The organism is Nostoc flagelliforme FACHB-838 (assembly GCF_014698065.1).
GTDB classification, from domain to species: domain Bacteria; phylum Cyanobacteriota; class Cyanobacteriia; order Cyanobacteriales; family Nostocaceae; genus Nostoc; species Nostoc flagelliforme_B.
On record NZ_JACJSI010000040.1, the window covers coordinates 21,586 to 39,105 of the forward strand.

The following is a 17,520-nucleotide window of genomic DNA, read 5'->3' on the forward strand; positions in this document are numbered from 1 at the left end:
CATTTGTCATTTATGAATGACTAATGACTAATGACTAAATCTGAATGGCGACATCCACTTGTAAGTTAGTTAAACGAGCTACCCGCTCACTATCTGCGGGATTATCTATAGAGATTTTTACTTCAATTATTCTGCGGTCTGTATCTGAACCAGGGTTAATGCTGAAGATGCTTTGTTTATCAACTTGCCAACCAATCTCTTTCACAATTCCTTTTAATGTTCCAGTAAATGCAGGGCTGTTAATTGTGGCTTTTTGTCCTACACGCACTTTTTGAACATCGGTTTGATACACCTCTGCAATCACATACATTTGAGATGTCTTACCTATTTCAGCAAATCCTCTATTGGTGCTAATTACTTCTCCAGTTTTGGCGTGACTTTTTAAAATTTTGCCATTTATGGGAGATTTTATATAACTTAAATCCAAATCGGCTTTTGCTTGTTGAACAGAAGTTGTGGCACTGTTGACTTCGGTTTGAGCAACCTGAACATCTACACTACGCACTTCGCTAATACTGGTGAGTTGTGCTTGTGCTTGCTTGAGTTGTTCTTGGAATGTGTCTTGAGTTCGCTTGAGGGTGGCTTGAGCTTCTGTTAGCTGCTGTTGTGTAGTCTTGAGTTGCAAAGCTTTGGTATCTGCTACAGAAGCCGCGATCGCACCTTGTCTATATAATTGCTGATAGCGATTATTTTCAGCTTGAGCATTGTCTACTTCCGCCTGGATACGGTCAATTGCCGCCTGTTGTGTGGCAATATCTCCTTTATATTGTGGTTCTAAACGGGCGATCGCTGCCTTTTGAGCTTCGATATCTCCGGTTTTAGCTCCAGATTTAACCTGCGCTAGTTTAGCTTTGGCAACTTGCAACTGGTCTAAAGCCTGTTGCAATGAGGTTCTAGAACGACCATAGTTTTCTAGATACGCCAGTACTTGTCCTGCTTTAACCGCATCTCCTTCTTTCACTAACAGTCTTTCTACCCGCACCCCATTATTAGAAGCGGGAGCAGTCAAAGAAGTGACTTCACCTTCTGGCTCCAAACGTCCCAAGGCAGTTACAGCAACTTTTGCAGGAGCAGCAGCTTTTGGAGGAGTTGCTGTCGATGTCACAACTTTTGGTTTAGACCAAAACGGGGCCAAACTATAGAAAGTGATTAATCCAGCCGCTAAAGTTAGAGAAGCTGCTAAAATTACTTGCGATCGCCTTACGGGTTTTGTGAATAATCGACTTTCTTTATTTACTGCCATATTTCCATTCCAATTCTGCTTTTTTACGGGATAGCCTGGTTATATTTAGTAGATTAGAATAGACTCATCCGCAAATTCCCAAGAGGACTTTTACTCTAGGATTTTTACCTAAATAAAGTGGATGCATCTAAATTGGTTTTATATGAATTGTTGTACGCTTTTGCCGCCCAAACTCACTATTGTGGCGTGAAAATCAATGGTGGTGTTACTTCAAAGCTTCCTAAGTTATATCCTATTTTGACATTTAATCCCGTAGCGTAAAATACAATAGCGCTAACCAGAAAACTTAACTCTCAATAACAAGGAAGCGCTAGTTAAAATGAATTCAAAATTTGGATAAACTTGTTATCGAGTATGACAATCAAATTGTAATTTGTCAAGTAGGTTTCTTTCCATAAATTCTGATTCTCTCACTAAAATATTTCATCATTTTAAGATTAGAGATAGGAAGAAATTTTATTATCACTAATCCTTTATCTGCTAATTGAATACCAAGAGATAGTTCGTTATTAAGTAGATTTGTTATTACTAACAGATTATTGCTAGCAAGGTTGTGTACTATTAGACATTATTATCTGTTTTGCTCCTACTAATTAAAGGCATGAAGCGATACCTTTGGTGGGTTATGACAATAGATCTCTTGCAAAAGTGCTTTTTGCAAGAGGGGGGAAAAGGTTAAAGGGGAAGGGGACAATACAGAACCTTTTCCCGACTTATGCAAGAAGTCTAATACACATCTAAAAATACACGAGTGTGACCGAAGAGGCAGAGAGAGGATTCATAATTCCTATACCATAAGGGTTTCAGAGCAACTGAATTTATTTATGGGGATTCCCCCCCTGCTCCCTGCCCCTTTTCCTCTTTTGACAGAAATTTACCTATTTACCTAGTTTTAAGCCCCTTGTTGAACCTAGTCTGATAGGTTTTGCCTGTGTATTTGAGGGTTATAACCACTAATGCAATGATGATTATGTTTATTAAGCAACATTCTAAAAATTAACATTTGCTTTATAAATAACTGCTTTGATTTTCAACTCGATTTATATTTAAAAATGAGCAACAACTTTGGCTTAATTATCATGCTTCTATAAGAAAACATACTTATGGTTATTCAAATTAATCTTTGTATTCATTGAATTGTTACTTACTAGACAACAGATTTACATTGTTAACTTAATTCAGCACAAGTTTTTGGCTAACCCGTAGATAACAAAATATATCACACATTTATATGGTCACAAATTATACTATTAGGCTGAATTCTATTCAAAATTCACATCAGCAATCGTGGAGGTTTCTTTATAAAATAACTTTAAAGAAATGATTTAGTTTATATAAAGTATGTTATTGTTTTTATTAATTCAATGCTTAAAAGCAGTTAAGCAAACTAGTTATTTAGTTTAAATTTTAAAATTAAAACTAACTAAAAATAACTGCTCACACATCACCTTTTGATCGTTTAATTAATTGCAAAAATTACATAAAGTCGGATTAAAGGTGGTGTGTTTTCTGTAACGAACTTGTCAACTTGACTGGGTTAGATCCCATAAAATATATTATCCCGGATGCTGAAATTGGCTATGGCATTGATCAAGATACAGAACGTTGTCATTAACAACATTTATGATGCTGTGGTTAGACTAGGTAATCAAACAATTTCGGATGAAAAAACGTTTCTGTTCTCTTAGCTACTCCTCAGCTTCCATCGCTCCAGTAGGATACCATTACTCAAAATCTTTACCATTACGAATGGATTAAATTTACTGGTCAAGCAGCTATTACACTCCAAGACTATTTTACCAGTTTTAACAACGTCATTGACCTATTGCCACAATTTAAAGAGTCTAGCGTTGGATAAGATTTTTTCGCGATGTCTACGACGGGCTACGCCTACGCAGTGTGCCAAAGTCGCCTGGAAACATAAAGCTTTATCCTGGCAGTATGTATCGTGTGGTGTCGATTTGGAAACAAGCATTTAGCAAAGATAAAATAGCTAACTGCTTACAAAACAAGAGTTTTTGATTATTAGTAGGCAACAGAAATTACTGTAACTACACAATCCACAGTACTCACTATGCCCTATGTCTGCTTATTCAATTGATACTGCATTAACGGAGTTAGAGAGCCTGATAAATAATTGTGAACAGGCTGTAATTAAGTCTATCGAAGGAAAAAAAATGAAATCAGATAAATCAGTGTCAATCAACAGAATTAACAGACAATTACAACACAATCCTATCGCCATCGTTGGGATGGCTTCTCTATTGCCTCAAGCCAGAAATCTGCGGGAATACTGGCAAAATATAGTAAATAAAATTGACTGTATTACTGATGTTCCTTCCACTCACTGGAGCGTCGAGGATTATTACGATCCGAATCCCAGAACGACTGAAGATAAAACCTATTGTAAAAGAGGTGGGTTTCTTCCAGAAGTAGATTTTAACCCGATGGAATTCGGCATACCACCCAGCATTTTGGAAGTCACAGATGTATCGCAACTATTAAGTTTATTAGTTGCGAAAGAGGCGATGGAAGATGCTGGCTATGGCGAGAAACGTGAGTTTAACCGCGAGATGGTTGGGGTAATCTTAGGCGTGGCTATGGCCAAGCAGTTAGGAATGCCACTTTCTGCCAGATTGGAATATCCAATTTGGGAAAAAGTTCTCAAAAGCAGTGGTTTATCTGACGAAGATACCCAAAAAATCGTTGATAAAATCAAAAGCGCTTACGTGAAGTGGGATGAGAACGCTTTCCCTGGAATGTTAGCTAACGTCGTCGCGGGTAGAATTGCCAATCGTCTAAATTTTGGCGGAATGAATTGCGTAGTTGATGCCGCTTGCGCTAGTTCCTTTGGTGCTTTAAAAATGGCAATTAGCGAACTAGTTGAGCATCGTTCTGACATGATGCTGACTGGTGGTGTTGATACCGATAACACCATCATGGCTTACATCTCGTTCAGCAAAACACCGGCGGTTACTCCTAGCGAAAATGTCAAACCTTTCGATGCTAAATCTGATGGGATGATGTTGGGTGAAGGTATCGCCATGCTTGTTCTTAAACGGTTGGAAGATGCTGAACGGGACAACGATAAAATATATGCCGTAATTAAAGGTATTGGTACTTCCAGCGATGGGCGTTACAAGAGCATTTATGCTCCCCGCAAAGAAGGTCAAGTTAAAGCCTTAGAACGCGCTTATGAAGATGCCGGCTTCTCTCCCGCTACTGTTGGTTTGATGGAAGCACATGGCACTGGGACAATGGCTGGAGATCCGACAGAATTCGGTTCTTTAAAAGACTTCTTTGATGTACATGATGACAAAAAGCAGCACATCGCTTTGGGTAGTGTGAAATCACAAATCGGACACACAAAAGCGGCTGCGGGTGCGGCGAGTTTGATTAAGACTGCTTTGGCTTTACATCACAAAGTATTACCGCCCACAATTAACATTACCGAGCCAAACCCCAAACTCAACATTAAAAATTCATCCTTTTATTTGAATACTCAAACCAGACCTTGGATTCGTCCAGAAGGGGAAGCACCAAGACGCGCAGGTGTAAGTTCTTTCGGCTTTGGTGGCACTAACTATCACGTTGTCTTGGAAGAATATGAAGCCGACCAAAACGCCGCTTACCGATTACACACTGATGCTAGTGAAGTGCTGTTGTTTGCTCCTACAGTAGACCAATTGTTGAGCAAGTCGGAAGAGATTTTAGGTAAGTTGCGTTCACGAAGTGACTCCGGAGGAGTATCGCCTGAAGCAAACACACACTATGCACAATTAGTCAATGAGTGCAAATCACAACAAATTCCCCTCTCTGCTGCCAGATTTGGGTTTGTAGCTGAGAATCTGGAAGAAGCTTGTAAGCTATTACAAACTAGCATTGAATGGCTGAAACACAAAGGAACAGCAGCATCTTGGGAGCATCCCCAAGGGATTTATTACCGCTCCTCTGGTATGGAGTTGGGCGGAAAAGTTGTCTCTCTATTTTCTGGTCAAGGTTCGCAATACCTGGAGATGGGACGCGAACTGGTGATGAATTTTCCTTTGATGCGTCGTCTTCATGGCTATATGGATAGCCTGTTGCTCAAAGATAATTTGCAGCCGTTGTCAGAAATCGTTTTTCCTCATCCTGTGTTTGGAGAGGCAGAAAAAAATGTCCAAATTGCTGCCTTGCAACGTACAGAATACGCTCAACCAGCCATCGGGGTGTTGAGTGCAGGGATGTACAGCATCCTGCAACAAGCTGGATTTAAGTCAGATTTTGTTGCCGGTCACAGCTTTGGTGAATTAACAGCACTATGGGCTGCGGGGGTTTTGAGTACAGAAGATTACTTGTTCTTAGTGAAAGCTAGAGGTCAAGCAATGGCTGCACCCGAAGATCCAGATCATGATGCGGGAAGTATGTTGGCTGTCAAAGAAGACATCAGCAAAGTGGAAGCAGTGCTGAGACATTTTCCCCAAGTTGCGATCGCTAATCAAAATTCTCCGACTCAATTTGTCTTGGCTGGGCCTACCGCAGAAATAGCGAGAATCAAAGACGCTTTACACGAGAAAGGATATACAGCTGTATTGTTACCTGTATCAGCAGCTTTCCATACACCGCTAATTGCCTTTGCTCAGAAATCCTTTGCGATCGCCACCAAGTCTGTCAAATTCCAAAGTCCCAAAATCCCTGTATACAGCAACGTTACCAGTAAGCAGTATCCCAAAGAAGCCCAAGGTATTCAAAAAATCCTCGAAAGCCACCTTTCTAACTCAGTGCTGTTCAAGCAGGAAATTGAAAATATCTATGCGGCGGGTGGTACTTGCTTTGTGGAATTTGGCCCAAGGAGAATTCTCACCAACTTAGTCAAAGATATCCTTGGCGATCGCCCACACATCACCGTATCTTTGAACCCCAGCACTCAAAAGAATAGCGATCGCTCTTTGCGGGAAGCAGTTGTGCAGTTGCGGGTAATTGGTTTGGCTTTGAATAACCTCGATCCTTACCAACTTCCCCAAACTATCCCCCCAATTGAGACGAAGAAGACATTAAATGTCCGTTTAAACGGCATAAACTACAGATCCGAAAAAACGAAAAATGCCTTCGCTTTAGCTTTGCAGGATGGACATAAAGTCACATTACCAACTCCCGAATCTTCTGAAACTGCGGCTCCTTTATTTAGCAGCCCTGGTGTAACTCCACCTGTAGCAGTGATAGAGACTAACGGACATAAAAAACTTACCCCAGCAATGAACGGTGTGACCGCTAATATCATCACCCAGCCAGAGCAACAGATGAATCCTGTTACCCTGTCACAACCAGTCCAGGAATCTAAGATGCAACCAACACCAGAAAAACTTACAAATTACGAACAACTTTTAGCAAGTTTAGAATATCTCCTGACACAGTTCCAGGAAAATCAAGCCGAGAATTTACAAGTTCACGGTACTTATCTCAACCATCAAATGGAATACGCCAAAGCGTTTTTCCAACTGATGCAGCAGCAGAATTCCTTGTTGAGTGAAAGTAAATCAACAGCCGAAACTGCCAAAATGAAGCTAGTTGTCATGGAAAGCTTAGAACGCAGCATGATGCAGTTTCATTCCCAACAAGGTGAAACCCTACGCATCCATGAGCAATATCTTCAAGAGCAACTGGAATATACTAAGAGCTTTTTCCAACTCATACAGCAAGAATATTCTCAAATCATCTCTGGTGAGGGAGCAACCCAACTAACAGAGAAACTCAGCAATTTCACTCCATTCACAACAGAAACAACTGTTACTGACGCACCAGTACCTCCTACTACCAAGATAGTAGAAAGCCAACCTTTGCCTGTAACTGAGCCTGTAGCTAAAAACGGCTTAAATGTTACCCAAGAACTTCTCCCGCCCACTCCCCAAGTGGTAGAGCCTGTAGTTGAAACTTCCTATTCCCCACTTCCTACTCCCCATTTCGCCACTGTCGAGACAGTAGAGCCTGTAGTCGCGCCACCTATCCCAGTAGTAGAACCCCAACCTGAAGTTGTAGTCAAAATTAGCTCACCTCCAGTCGAGGAAGTTGTTGCATTCACCCCAGAACCAGCACCCACAACTGCTGCACCTGTATCTGGCGCAACCATCGATATTGTTGACTTGGATAAAAACCTCTTAGCCATCACCAGCGACAAGACCGGCTACCCAGTCGAAATGCTGGAAATGGACATGGACATGGAGGCTGATTTAGGAATTGATTCCATCAAACGGGTGGAAATCTTAGGGGCGCTACAAGAGATGTACCCCAACCTACCCAAGCCCAATTTAGAAGAACTGTCAGAAAAACGCACCATCGGTCAAGTTGTAGAGTATCTGCAATCTCACGCTTCCAGAAGTGTTTCTGTAGAAATTGCAGTTCACGAAATACAACAAGCAACCGAGATTCCAGTAGAGACTGCACCAGTAGTTGAGGTAGTCATTGCACCGGAACCAAGTGTAGTTGTCGCATTCAACCCAGAACCAGAAGCTGCTCCCTCTACAAGTGATGAATTTGCAAACTTAGGTGAAACCCTGTTAGCCATCACCAGTGATAAAACCGGTTATCCAGTCGAGATGCTGGAACTGGAAATGGACATGGAAGCCGACTTAGGGATTGACTCGATTAAACGGGTAGAAATCTTAGGGGCGATGCAAGAAATGTACCCCAACTTACCCAAGCCAAATATCGAAGAACTCGGCGACCTCCGCACCATCAGTCAAATAGTTGATTACCTACAGCAGTTGGCTGGAGGTGAAAAAAAAAAGTCTGAACCTGAGTTTGTCCAACAACCACCGGAATTAGAGCATACTATCCAGCGCCATCCGGTCAAACTCAGAAGCTTACCACAGCCCGATTATTTGGATTTCACCTTACCAGAGGGACACATCGGTTTAATCACCGATGATGGTTCCCTCACCACTTATAAATTAACTGAATCCCTAATCGAGAAAGGCTGGAAAGTAGTAGTTATTAGCTTCCCCCAATCGCTTATTGCCCAACAAGCGCCCTTACCCACAGGAATAACCCGCGTCACCTTAGCAAACTTGAGTGAAGAACATCTGCAACAACAATTGCAAGCGATCGCATCTCACTGCGGAACGATTGGGGCTTTCATCCATCTACATCCAATGTTTGTAGGAAATCACACCGGAAGTATTTCTTATAACGAATCAGAAAAGGCGATCGTCAAGCACGTATTTTTGATGGCGAAACACCTCAAACCCTCCCTCAACGAAGCTGCAAAACATGGACGTAGTTGTTTCTGCACAGTTGCTCATCTTGATGGAGCCTTCGGCTTAGAGTACAAAGTTAACTTTGGTGCGATCGGCGCTGGTTTATTTGGATTAAGCAAAACTCTGAGATGGGAATGGCCAAAAGTATTTACTCGTGCGATCGACCTAAGCCCCAGACTTGACGCTAAACAGTCAGTACAAAACATCATCGCCGAACTTCACGACCCCAACCTTTATATAAGTGAAGTTGGCTACGGCTCACAAGGACGAGTCACCATTATCGCCGATTAATCTCCTCCCTCTGCGCTCTCCGCGTCTCCGTGGTTCGTTAAAAAAAAACCGCAGAGGCGCAGAGGACACAGAGAAAGAGATAGAAAACAACTTGTCTTAATTACGAATTACGAATTACGAATTACGAATTAATATCAGAGGATTTATGACACAAACAGCCCAGCTTAGTCCATCATCTGTCTTTGTCGTGAGCGGCGGTGCAAAAGGGATTACGGCTGAGTGTACTATCAGATTAGCTCAACAGCAACCCTGCAAATTCATCCTCCTCGGTCGCTCCGAACTATTAGAAACGGAGCCAGATTATGCTCAAAATTCTGATGACTCCGCATTGAAAAAATGTATCATGGAAAATCTTCTTTCTCAAGGAGAGAAGCCCACACCCATGAATGTGCAAAAAATATATAACAAAATTACCTCCAGCCGCGAAATTAAAAAGACTCTAGCAGCAATTGAAAAAACCGGAGCTAAAGCAGAATATATCAGCATCGATGTCACGGATACGCAAGCTTTACAAGAAAAACTTGCCACTGCTGTGCAACATCTCGGCCCAATTACCGGAATCATCCACGGCGCTGGAAACTTAGCTGATAAGTTAATTGAAAAGAAAACAGAAGAGGATTTTGAAAAAGTTTACACCGCTAAAGTTCAAGGTTTAGAAAACCTGCTAACTTGCGTCAACCCTAATCAACTTCAGCATTTAGTTTTGTTTTCTTCCGTAACAGGCTTTTACGGAAATCCCGGACAATCTGATTATGCGATCGCAAATGAAATTCTGAACAAATCAGCGCATATATTTAAGCAAAGTTATCCCTCATGTCATGTAGTCGCTATCAACTGGGGCGCTTGGGATAGTGGAATGGTAACAGCAGAATTAAAGAAGATTTTTCAAGAGCGAAAAATTGATATAATTCCGATTGCAGTCGGGGCACAAATGCTCGTTAAAGAAATGGATAATACCAATCATGCAACCTCACAAGTTGTTATTGGTAGTCCACTAGTTCCACTGGCGGCGGAGTTAGATTCAGAATTACGAACTTATCGTATTCGTCGCCAAATGACATTAGAGGCTAATCCATTTTTGCACGATCATACTATTGCTGGTTCTCCAGTTTTACCAGCAACTTGTGCAATGACCTGGATTATTAATGCTTGTGAACAATTATATCCCGGTTACAGATTGTTTAATTACCAAGATTTTAAAGTTTTAAAGGGGATTACTTTCAATGAAACATTAGCAAAAGAACATATTTTAGAAATAGAAGAGATTTCTAAAGTTAATCTTGAAAGAATCGAACTTAAAGCCAGAATTTCAAGTAAAAACCCAGAAGGAAGAATCCATTTTCATTTTAGCGCTCAACTCAATCTCCAGCGACAAATCCCAGATTTACCCACTTATGAATCTCTCAATCTCGAAGAAGATAATATCATCACCGCTACAGGAAAAGCTTTTTACCAAAATGGTGGGGCTACATTATTTCACGGCCCCGGTTTTCAAGAAATTAAAAGAGTTTTAAACATCAGTCCTGAAAAAATCACTACAGAATGTCTGTGGCCAGAACTCAGCCCCCAACAACAAGGACAATTCCCCGTGCAATGGGTCAATCCTTATACAACAGACTTGAGTATGCACGCCTTATGGGTTTGGACACAACACTTTCATGAAGAAGGTTGTTTACCTGGAAAAGTAGAAAAATTTGAACAATTTGCGATGATACCACATAAGGAAACTTTTTACGTTTCGTGTGAAGTACTATCTAAGACACCAAGTAGTGCGATCGCAAACTTCATCATACACGACCGTCAGGGAAAAATCTATTCACGAATGCTTGGCGCTCATGCCATTATTTGGTCAATGAAAATGCTCAGAAGCTAATAATCTTCCTTTACCAATCAACATCCATATAGCAGTCCTAAATCAGTTGTAAAAATCTCTCTTTATTCTTCTCTCTGCGCTCTCTGCGCCTCTGTGGTTCGATTAAAAAAAGTAATTTTCACAACTCAGATAGGATTGCTATAACTTGCCTCGTTCAAAGTTTGGGGAACAGCGTAAATCCTGCCTTTTAATTATCTCTTGCTAAATACCCAAACTCGGAGCATATAAATCGTGGAAAAAATAGCCATCATCGCATTATCATGCCTATTCCCCGATGCAAAGAATCCTGAAGAATACTGGCAAAACATCGTTAATCAAAAAGATTCGACATCCTCTGCAACCGTCGAAGAAATCGGAGTAGATCCGACAATCTTTCACAATCCAGTTAAAGGTACACCAGACAAAACTTATTCCCTTAAAGGCGGGTATATCCGCAACTTCCAGTTTAATCCATCTGAATACAATCTACCATCAGAATTTGTTGCTGGTTTAGATAACACCTTCAAATGGTCATTGTATGCCGCTAAACAAGCAATTGAACAAAGTGGTTATTGGGGTAATCAAACTGTTCTGGCAAAATGCGGCGTAATTTTAGGTAATTTGTCATTCCCAACAAAATTATCTAATCAATTATTCTCTCCAATTTACCAGCAAGCTATTAATCCTGCTGTCAGAGAACTTTTGCAATATGAAAGCTTTGATTTAGCTGTCCCAAGTGCGACCAAAGCGTCTTTATACAATGCAATGATATCTGGTTTACCAGCATCTATCGTAGCTCAAGCTTTATCTCTATCCCAGATTAATTTATGTCTGGATGCTGCTTGCTCCTCATCATTTTATGCAATTAAATTAGCATCTCATTACTTATGGTCACACAAAGCTGATGTCATGTTAGCTGGAGCCATCAGTTGTGCAGATTCGCTATTTGTGCGGATGTTATTTTCCGGTGTTCAAGGGTATGCAGAAAACGGCATTAGCCGCCCCTTAGATAAATCCTCTAGAGGGCTAATCCCCGCCGATGGTGTTGGGATGGTGATGCTGAAAAGATATTATGATGCTCTCAGAGATGGCGACAATATTCTCGCTACTATCTGCGGTAATGGACTCTCAAATGATGGCAAAGGTAAACATTTACTCAGTCCAAATCCGAAAGGACAAGTCCTAGCTTTTGAACGAGCCTATAACGAGGCAAAAGTTAGTCCCAAAACTATCGATTATCTAGAGTGTCACGCCACCGGCACATTACTAGGAGATACAACCGAATTCAATTCTATCGAAACATTCTTTGGTCAAAATCAAGCTGCGCCTCTGGTTGGTTCTGCAAAGGCAAATACTGGCCACTTGTTAACTGCTGCTGGCATGGTTGGCTTGACTAAAGTGATTTTGAGTATGTCTCATGGTGTAATTCCAGCAACCATGAACGTTTCTGAACCTTTAACGTCAGAAAAAGGTACAATTTCCGCCGATAAAATTGTTAGAACAGCTACGGCATGGCCTAATAATAACGCATCAATCAAACGGGCAGCTATTAGCGCTTTCGGTTTTGGTGGCACTAATTCTCATCTGATTTTAGAACAAGGAACTACAGCAGAATCAGTTGAATCAACTCCACCTGTTCCACCTACCAAAGTTGCCATTGTTGGCATGGATGCCTTTTTTGGTAATTGCAATGGTTTAGATGCTTTTGAACGCAGCATTTATGATGGAACACAGCATTTTACTTCTCTACCGCCTCAAAGATGGCACGGTATAGAAAATCAAGAAAGTGTCCTGAAAGAGTACGGTTTAACAGATGGTAAAGCACCAGTAGGGGCATATATCAGGGATTTTGAAATCGATACTTTATCGTGCAAAATCCCACCAAATGAAATCGAGAAGCTAAACCCACAACAATTGTTGCTTCTGAAGGTTAGCGATCGCGCCGTGAAAGATGCGAAACTACAGGAGGGTAGCAATGTGGCTGTAATTGTTGCCGCCGAGACAGAATTCTCTGTGCATCAGCTACAGCAAAGATGGAATTTGTCTTGGCAAGTTAAGGATGGCTTACTCAACCAAGGAATTTCTCTACCTGCCGAACAGCTTTCCCAACTGGAAACCATTGTTAAAGATAGTATTCATCAACCAGTAGAAATCGGCGAATATGTGAGTCACATCGCCAACATCATGGCGAGTCGGATTTCGGCTTTGTGGAATTTTACTGGCCCTGCATTCACCGTCAGCGCTGGCGAAAATTCTGCCCTCAAGGCGTTGGAAGTTGCCCAAATGCTACTCGCTACCGGAGAAGTAGACGCGGTGGTTGTTGGTGCAGTAGATTTAGCAGGTGGTGTGGAAAATGTCTTATTCCGTAGCCAATTTGCACCGATTAATACAGGTGTCAATACGTTGGGTTATGACCAACAAGCTAATGGCTGGACGGTTGGCGAAGGCGCTGGTGCTGTCGTCCTCAAGCGCTACGAAGCTGCTAAAGAAGACAATGAACGCATCTATGCAGTAATTGATGCCATGAGTTTTGCACAAGGTAATTCTACTTTGAGTGACGCTTTGGTAAAACCTGATGCTTCAGCTATCAGCAATGTCTGCAAACAAGCTTTCGAGATGGCGGAGATTCAACCCACAGAAGTTAACTATGTGGAAGTCTTCGGTAGTGGCATTCCCCAGGAGGATGAAGCCGAAATCACAGGTTTACTGCAAGCTTATCCGAAAGTGGGCAATGGTTTGCATTGTGCATTAGGCAGCGTCAAAGCTAATATCGGTCACACCTATACAGCATCGGGAATTGCTAGCTTAATCAAAACCGCTCTCTGTCTTTATTACAGGTATATTCCCGCCACACCAAAATGGTCTGGTGTCAAAACACCGCAAGTATGGGAAGGTAGTCCCTTCTATGTGGCAATGGAATCAAGACCTTGGTTTGTCGATAAAGGCGGCACACGCAGAATAGCAGCAATTAATAGCATGGGTATAGATGGCAGTTACGCCCATTTAATCTTATCGGAGGAACCCAGCCAAGAGGAGCGTGATAATAGATATTTGCTGCAAATGCCTTTTCATCTGTTTCCCCTCGCAGTTAGCGATCGCTCCACTATACCCGATATCCTAAACCATCTTCAAAAATCCATTGAAGCTAGTTCTTCTTTATCAGCTACCGCCAGCCAAACATTTGCTACCTTTGAGCAGCAATCTGATGCAAAATACGTCTTATCAATTGCAGGACGTAACACCAAAGAACTACTCAAAGAAATTGAATCTGCTCGTAAAGGTGTAAATAATGCTTTTGAGAAAGGCACAGATTGGCAAACACCAATAGGTAGTTATTTCACAGCAAAACCATTGGGTAAAACTGGAGCAGTTGCTTATGTTTATCCCGCAGCAGTCAATTCTTATATCGGCATTGGTCGTACCGTATTCCGGTTATTTCCGAAAGTATTCGAGGATTTAAAAAGTAACAATCTTTACAACCGGGCTGCCGATGTTGAAAAGCTAGTTTATCCCAGAAGCTTACCTAAATTGACAACCAGGCAACTAGAAACACTCGAAAAGCAGTTGTTAGATGATTCGCTAGCAATGTTTGAAAGTGAAATTGCCTTTGCTAGATACATGACAGCAATTTTTCGAGATGATTTTCAAGTCAAGCCGCAATGCGTTTTTGGGTATAGCTTGGGTGAAACTAGCATGATGGTTGCCCAAGGGGTTTGGAGTGATTTTGAGGGTGGAAGTAATACCTTAAACTCATCACCTTTATTTGGCGATAAGTTATCTGGGCCGAAAAATGCTGTGCGTGAATATTGGGGATTAACAGATTCACCAAACAACAATTTTTGGAATACTTATGTTCTCATGGCTACTCCATCGCAAGTTAGAGAATGCCTAAAACATGAAAATCGCGTCTACTTAACTCAAATCAACACACCAGAAGAAGTATTAATTGCTGGTGAAGATGCAGCGTGTAAGCGAGTGATTAAAACTCTAGGTTGCAACTCTTTCCCCGCTCCCTTCGACCATGTGATACATTGTGAAGCGATGCGATCGCAGTTCGAGGAAATCAAGAAGGTAAACAGCTTACCATCACAAAATCTTCCTGGGATTGTGTTTTATTCTGCCGCCGATTATCAACCAGTTGCACTCGAAAGAGATACCATTGCTCACAACATTGCCAAAGGATTGTGCCAAGAACTTGATTTTCCGCAGTTAGTTAATCGTGTCTACAATGATGGTGTGAAAATATTCCTAGAAGCAGGCGCAGGTAGTGTTTGTTCACGATGGATTGATAAAATCCTCGGAAACAAAGAACATATCACAGTCTCTCTAAATCGTAGGGGAATGGATGACCATGCTTCAATGGTCAAAGCATTAGCAAAACTACTCAGTCATCAGGTGAACGTGGATTTATCACCGTTGTACAGCAAAGCCCAAGAAACCGCTAATTCAAGTAAAGTAACATTGAGAACAGTTACCTTGGGTGGGAAAGCGATCGCAGCTACAATTTTGAGTGATGAAAATCGCAAACTTGTTGAAGATTTCGCTGGGGATCTTAGGAGCGATCGCTTCGCCAACGCCAAGGGCGAACGCTTCAAAATACAGCATCCAAACATACCTAATCTCCAAAAATCTGAAATCACAGATTTTCTTAACACTTCCAACCACATAACCCAAGAAGAAAATTATTCCTCTAACATCTTGCCTCAGCCAGAAGAAGTAAAACCGAAAAATATCATTGATAACGTTTTTGAACCGAGAGAACAATTACAATCTTCTGAGTCAAGCGCGATTAGACAGCCAATTCCTGTTTCTTTTCCACCCGTCAGAACTCAAAAAATTAGTAGCATCATCAGTATGTTCGATTTAAATAAGACCCAGTATCAAAAGCTCAATGCTAATAATTCAAAGATAACTAAAGCACACACAGCCTTCTTACAAGCTAGACAAGATTACAGTCAGCAAATGAGCGAAATCATTCAATTGCAACTAGCTTGCGCCCAAAACTTGCTTAACGACGAATCTTAATATCTCATACCAATTCTCTCTAAACTTTCTCTTCCTTCGCGCCCTTTGCGTCCTTCGCGGTTCGTTTAAAAATTATTACGTGCATCTCCCAGAGAATTGGTATTACTCTCTTACTCTGTGCCCTCTGCGCCTCTGCGGTTCGTTAACAGAGTCCACACCCTTCATATCATCCATTGTTTGTAATCCGAGGGATAACTACCGTGACAACCGTAGATACGGTACTAAGTAAACACGATAATGGCCTTAACTTCTCCTCCTGGTCTTATAACAAAAACCAGGTTTGGAAAGGTTCTTTAGAAACTGTATCTTTCGAGAAAGAAACCATCAAAGATAAATTGATGGTATTAGATAAACCCTGCTACATCGTGAAAGTTGCCGGAAAAATCTGTGTCACTAATGAGGGTTATTTATCCCCTGGTGATAATGGCACAACAGCACAAGTAGAACTGCTAACATTTGCAGCCCCAATCCGCATTCAACAATTTGGAGATCCCAATTTCCTCTCCTCTTATGGAGTGAAATATGCCTACGTTACCGGCGCAATGGCTGGCGGAATTGCTTCCGAAGAAATGGTCATTGCACTCGGAAAAGAGCAAATTTTGAGTTCCTTTGGTGCAGGTGGCTTAACTCCAGAACGTTTGGAAGCAGCCATAAATCGCATTCAAGAAGTTTTACCTCAAGGGCCTTATGCATTTAATTTAATTCATAGCCCTAATGAACCTGCGATTGAACGCCGGGCTGTGGATTTATACCTCAAATATCAAGTGAGAACAGTAGAAGCATCTGCATTTCTCGACTTGACTCCCAACATTGTTTATTACCGTGTTGCTGGATTGGGATTGAATAGCGCCAATCAAATTAAAATCAAAAATAAAATCATTGCCAAAATTTCTCGCCGAGAAGTTGCGACTAAATTTCTGCAACCAGCACCAGCCAGAATAGTCAAAGAACTCCTTGAGCAAGGATTAATTACTGAGTTACAAGCAACCCTTGCAGCCAAAGTTCCGATGGCTGATGATATTACCGTCGAAGCTGATTCTGGAGGTCATACAGATAACCGTCCCTTAGTTTGTGTGTTACCTTCTATTATTGCCTTACGGGATGAAATTCAAGCAAAATATCATTACCAAACACCCATTAGAATTGGCGTTGCAGGGGGAATTGGGACACCACAATCAGCATTAGCAGCCTTTATGATGGGCGCTGCTTATGTAATGACCGGTTCCATTAATCAATCATGTGTTGAATCTGGGGCTTGTGAACATACCAAAAAGTTACTAGCTCAAGCTGAAATGGCTGATATGATTATGGCCCCAGCAGCAGATATGTTTGAAATGGGAGTCAAATTGCAAGTTCTCAAACGGGGTACAATGTTCCCCATGCGAGCGCAGAAATTATTTGAACTCTATCGCGCTTATGATTCCATTGAAGAGATTCCTTTGGCAGAAAGAGAGAAATTAGAAAAACAAGTTTTTCGCAAAACTATTGCCGAAGTATGGGAAGGAACTGCGGCTTATTTGTCTCAAAAGAATCCTGAGAAACTTGGGAAAGCAGTTAATAATCCTAAACTGAAAATGGCATTGATTTTCCGTTGGTATCTAGGATTATCTTCTCGCTGGTCTAGTTCTGGTGAAAAAGGTAGAGAAGTCGATTATCAAATTTGGTGTGGCCCGGCAATGGGCGGTTTCAATGACTGGGTACGTGGTTCTTACCTGTCTGAACCAAATAATCGTGGTGTAGTTGATGTTGCTAATCAAATTATGACTGGTGCAGCCTTTTTGTACCGTGTCCAAAATTTGAAAATTCAAGGGCTGCAAGCTTCCGATTATTACAGTCAGTATCACCCTGTTCGTTCTACATCATTGTTGGAGATTTAA

5 protein-coding genes and 1 pseudogene are annotated in these 17,520 nt (G+C 41.4%); 5 read left to right on the forward strand and 1 reads right to left on the reverse strand.

The annotated features are described in order from the left end of the window. Nucleotides 1-34: 34 nt before the first annotated feature. Nucleotides 35-1,243, reverse strand: a complete 1,209-nt coding sequence (locus tag H6G97_RS19740; protein WP_190942411.1) for an ABC exporter membrane fusion protein — start codon at nucleotides 1,241-1,243, stop codon at nucleotides 35-37. Nucleotides 1,244-2,823: 1,580 nt separating this feature from the next. On the opposite strand from H6G97_RS19740, the pseudogene H6G97_RS52635 reads away from it, so the two are divergent. From H6G97_RS52635 to H6G97_RS19760, 5 genes and pseudogenes are all read left to right on the forward strand, one after another. Continuing rightward, nucleotides 2,824-3,101, forward strand: a pseudogene (locus tag H6G97_RS52635) (hypothetical protein). A 223-nt stretch (nucleotides 3,102-3,324) separates the two neighbouring features. After that, entirely contained in the window at nucleotides 3,325-8,766 is a 5,442-nt protein-coding gene (locus tag H6G97_RS19745; RefSeq protein ID WP_190942412.1) for a type I polyketide synthase, read from the forward strand. A gap of 145 nt (nucleotides 8,767-8,911) precedes the next feature. Continuing rightward, nucleotides 8,912-10,639 (forward strand): SDR family NAD(P)-dependent oxidoreductase, encoded by a 1,728-nt coding sequence (locus H6G97_RS19750; RefSeq protein WP_190942413.1) that lies wholly within the window; start codon nucleotides 8,912-8,914, stop codon nucleotides 10,637-10,639. A 231-nt stretch (nucleotides 10,640-10,870) separates the two neighbouring features. After that, nucleotides 10,871-15,643: a PfaB family protein gene (locus H6G97_RS19755; RefSeq protein WP_190942414.1), complete on the forward strand. Its 4,773-nt coding sequence runs from the start codon at nucleotides 10,871-10,873 to the stop codon at nucleotides 15,641-15,643. A gap of 200 nt (nucleotides 15,644-15,843) precedes the next feature. Beyond that, a complete protein-coding gene (locus H6G97_RS19760) occupies nucleotides 15,844-17,520 on the forward strand; it encodes a PfaD family polyunsaturated fatty acid/polyketide biosynthesis protein (protein ID WP_190942415.1) in 1,677 nt (558 codons plus the stop codon).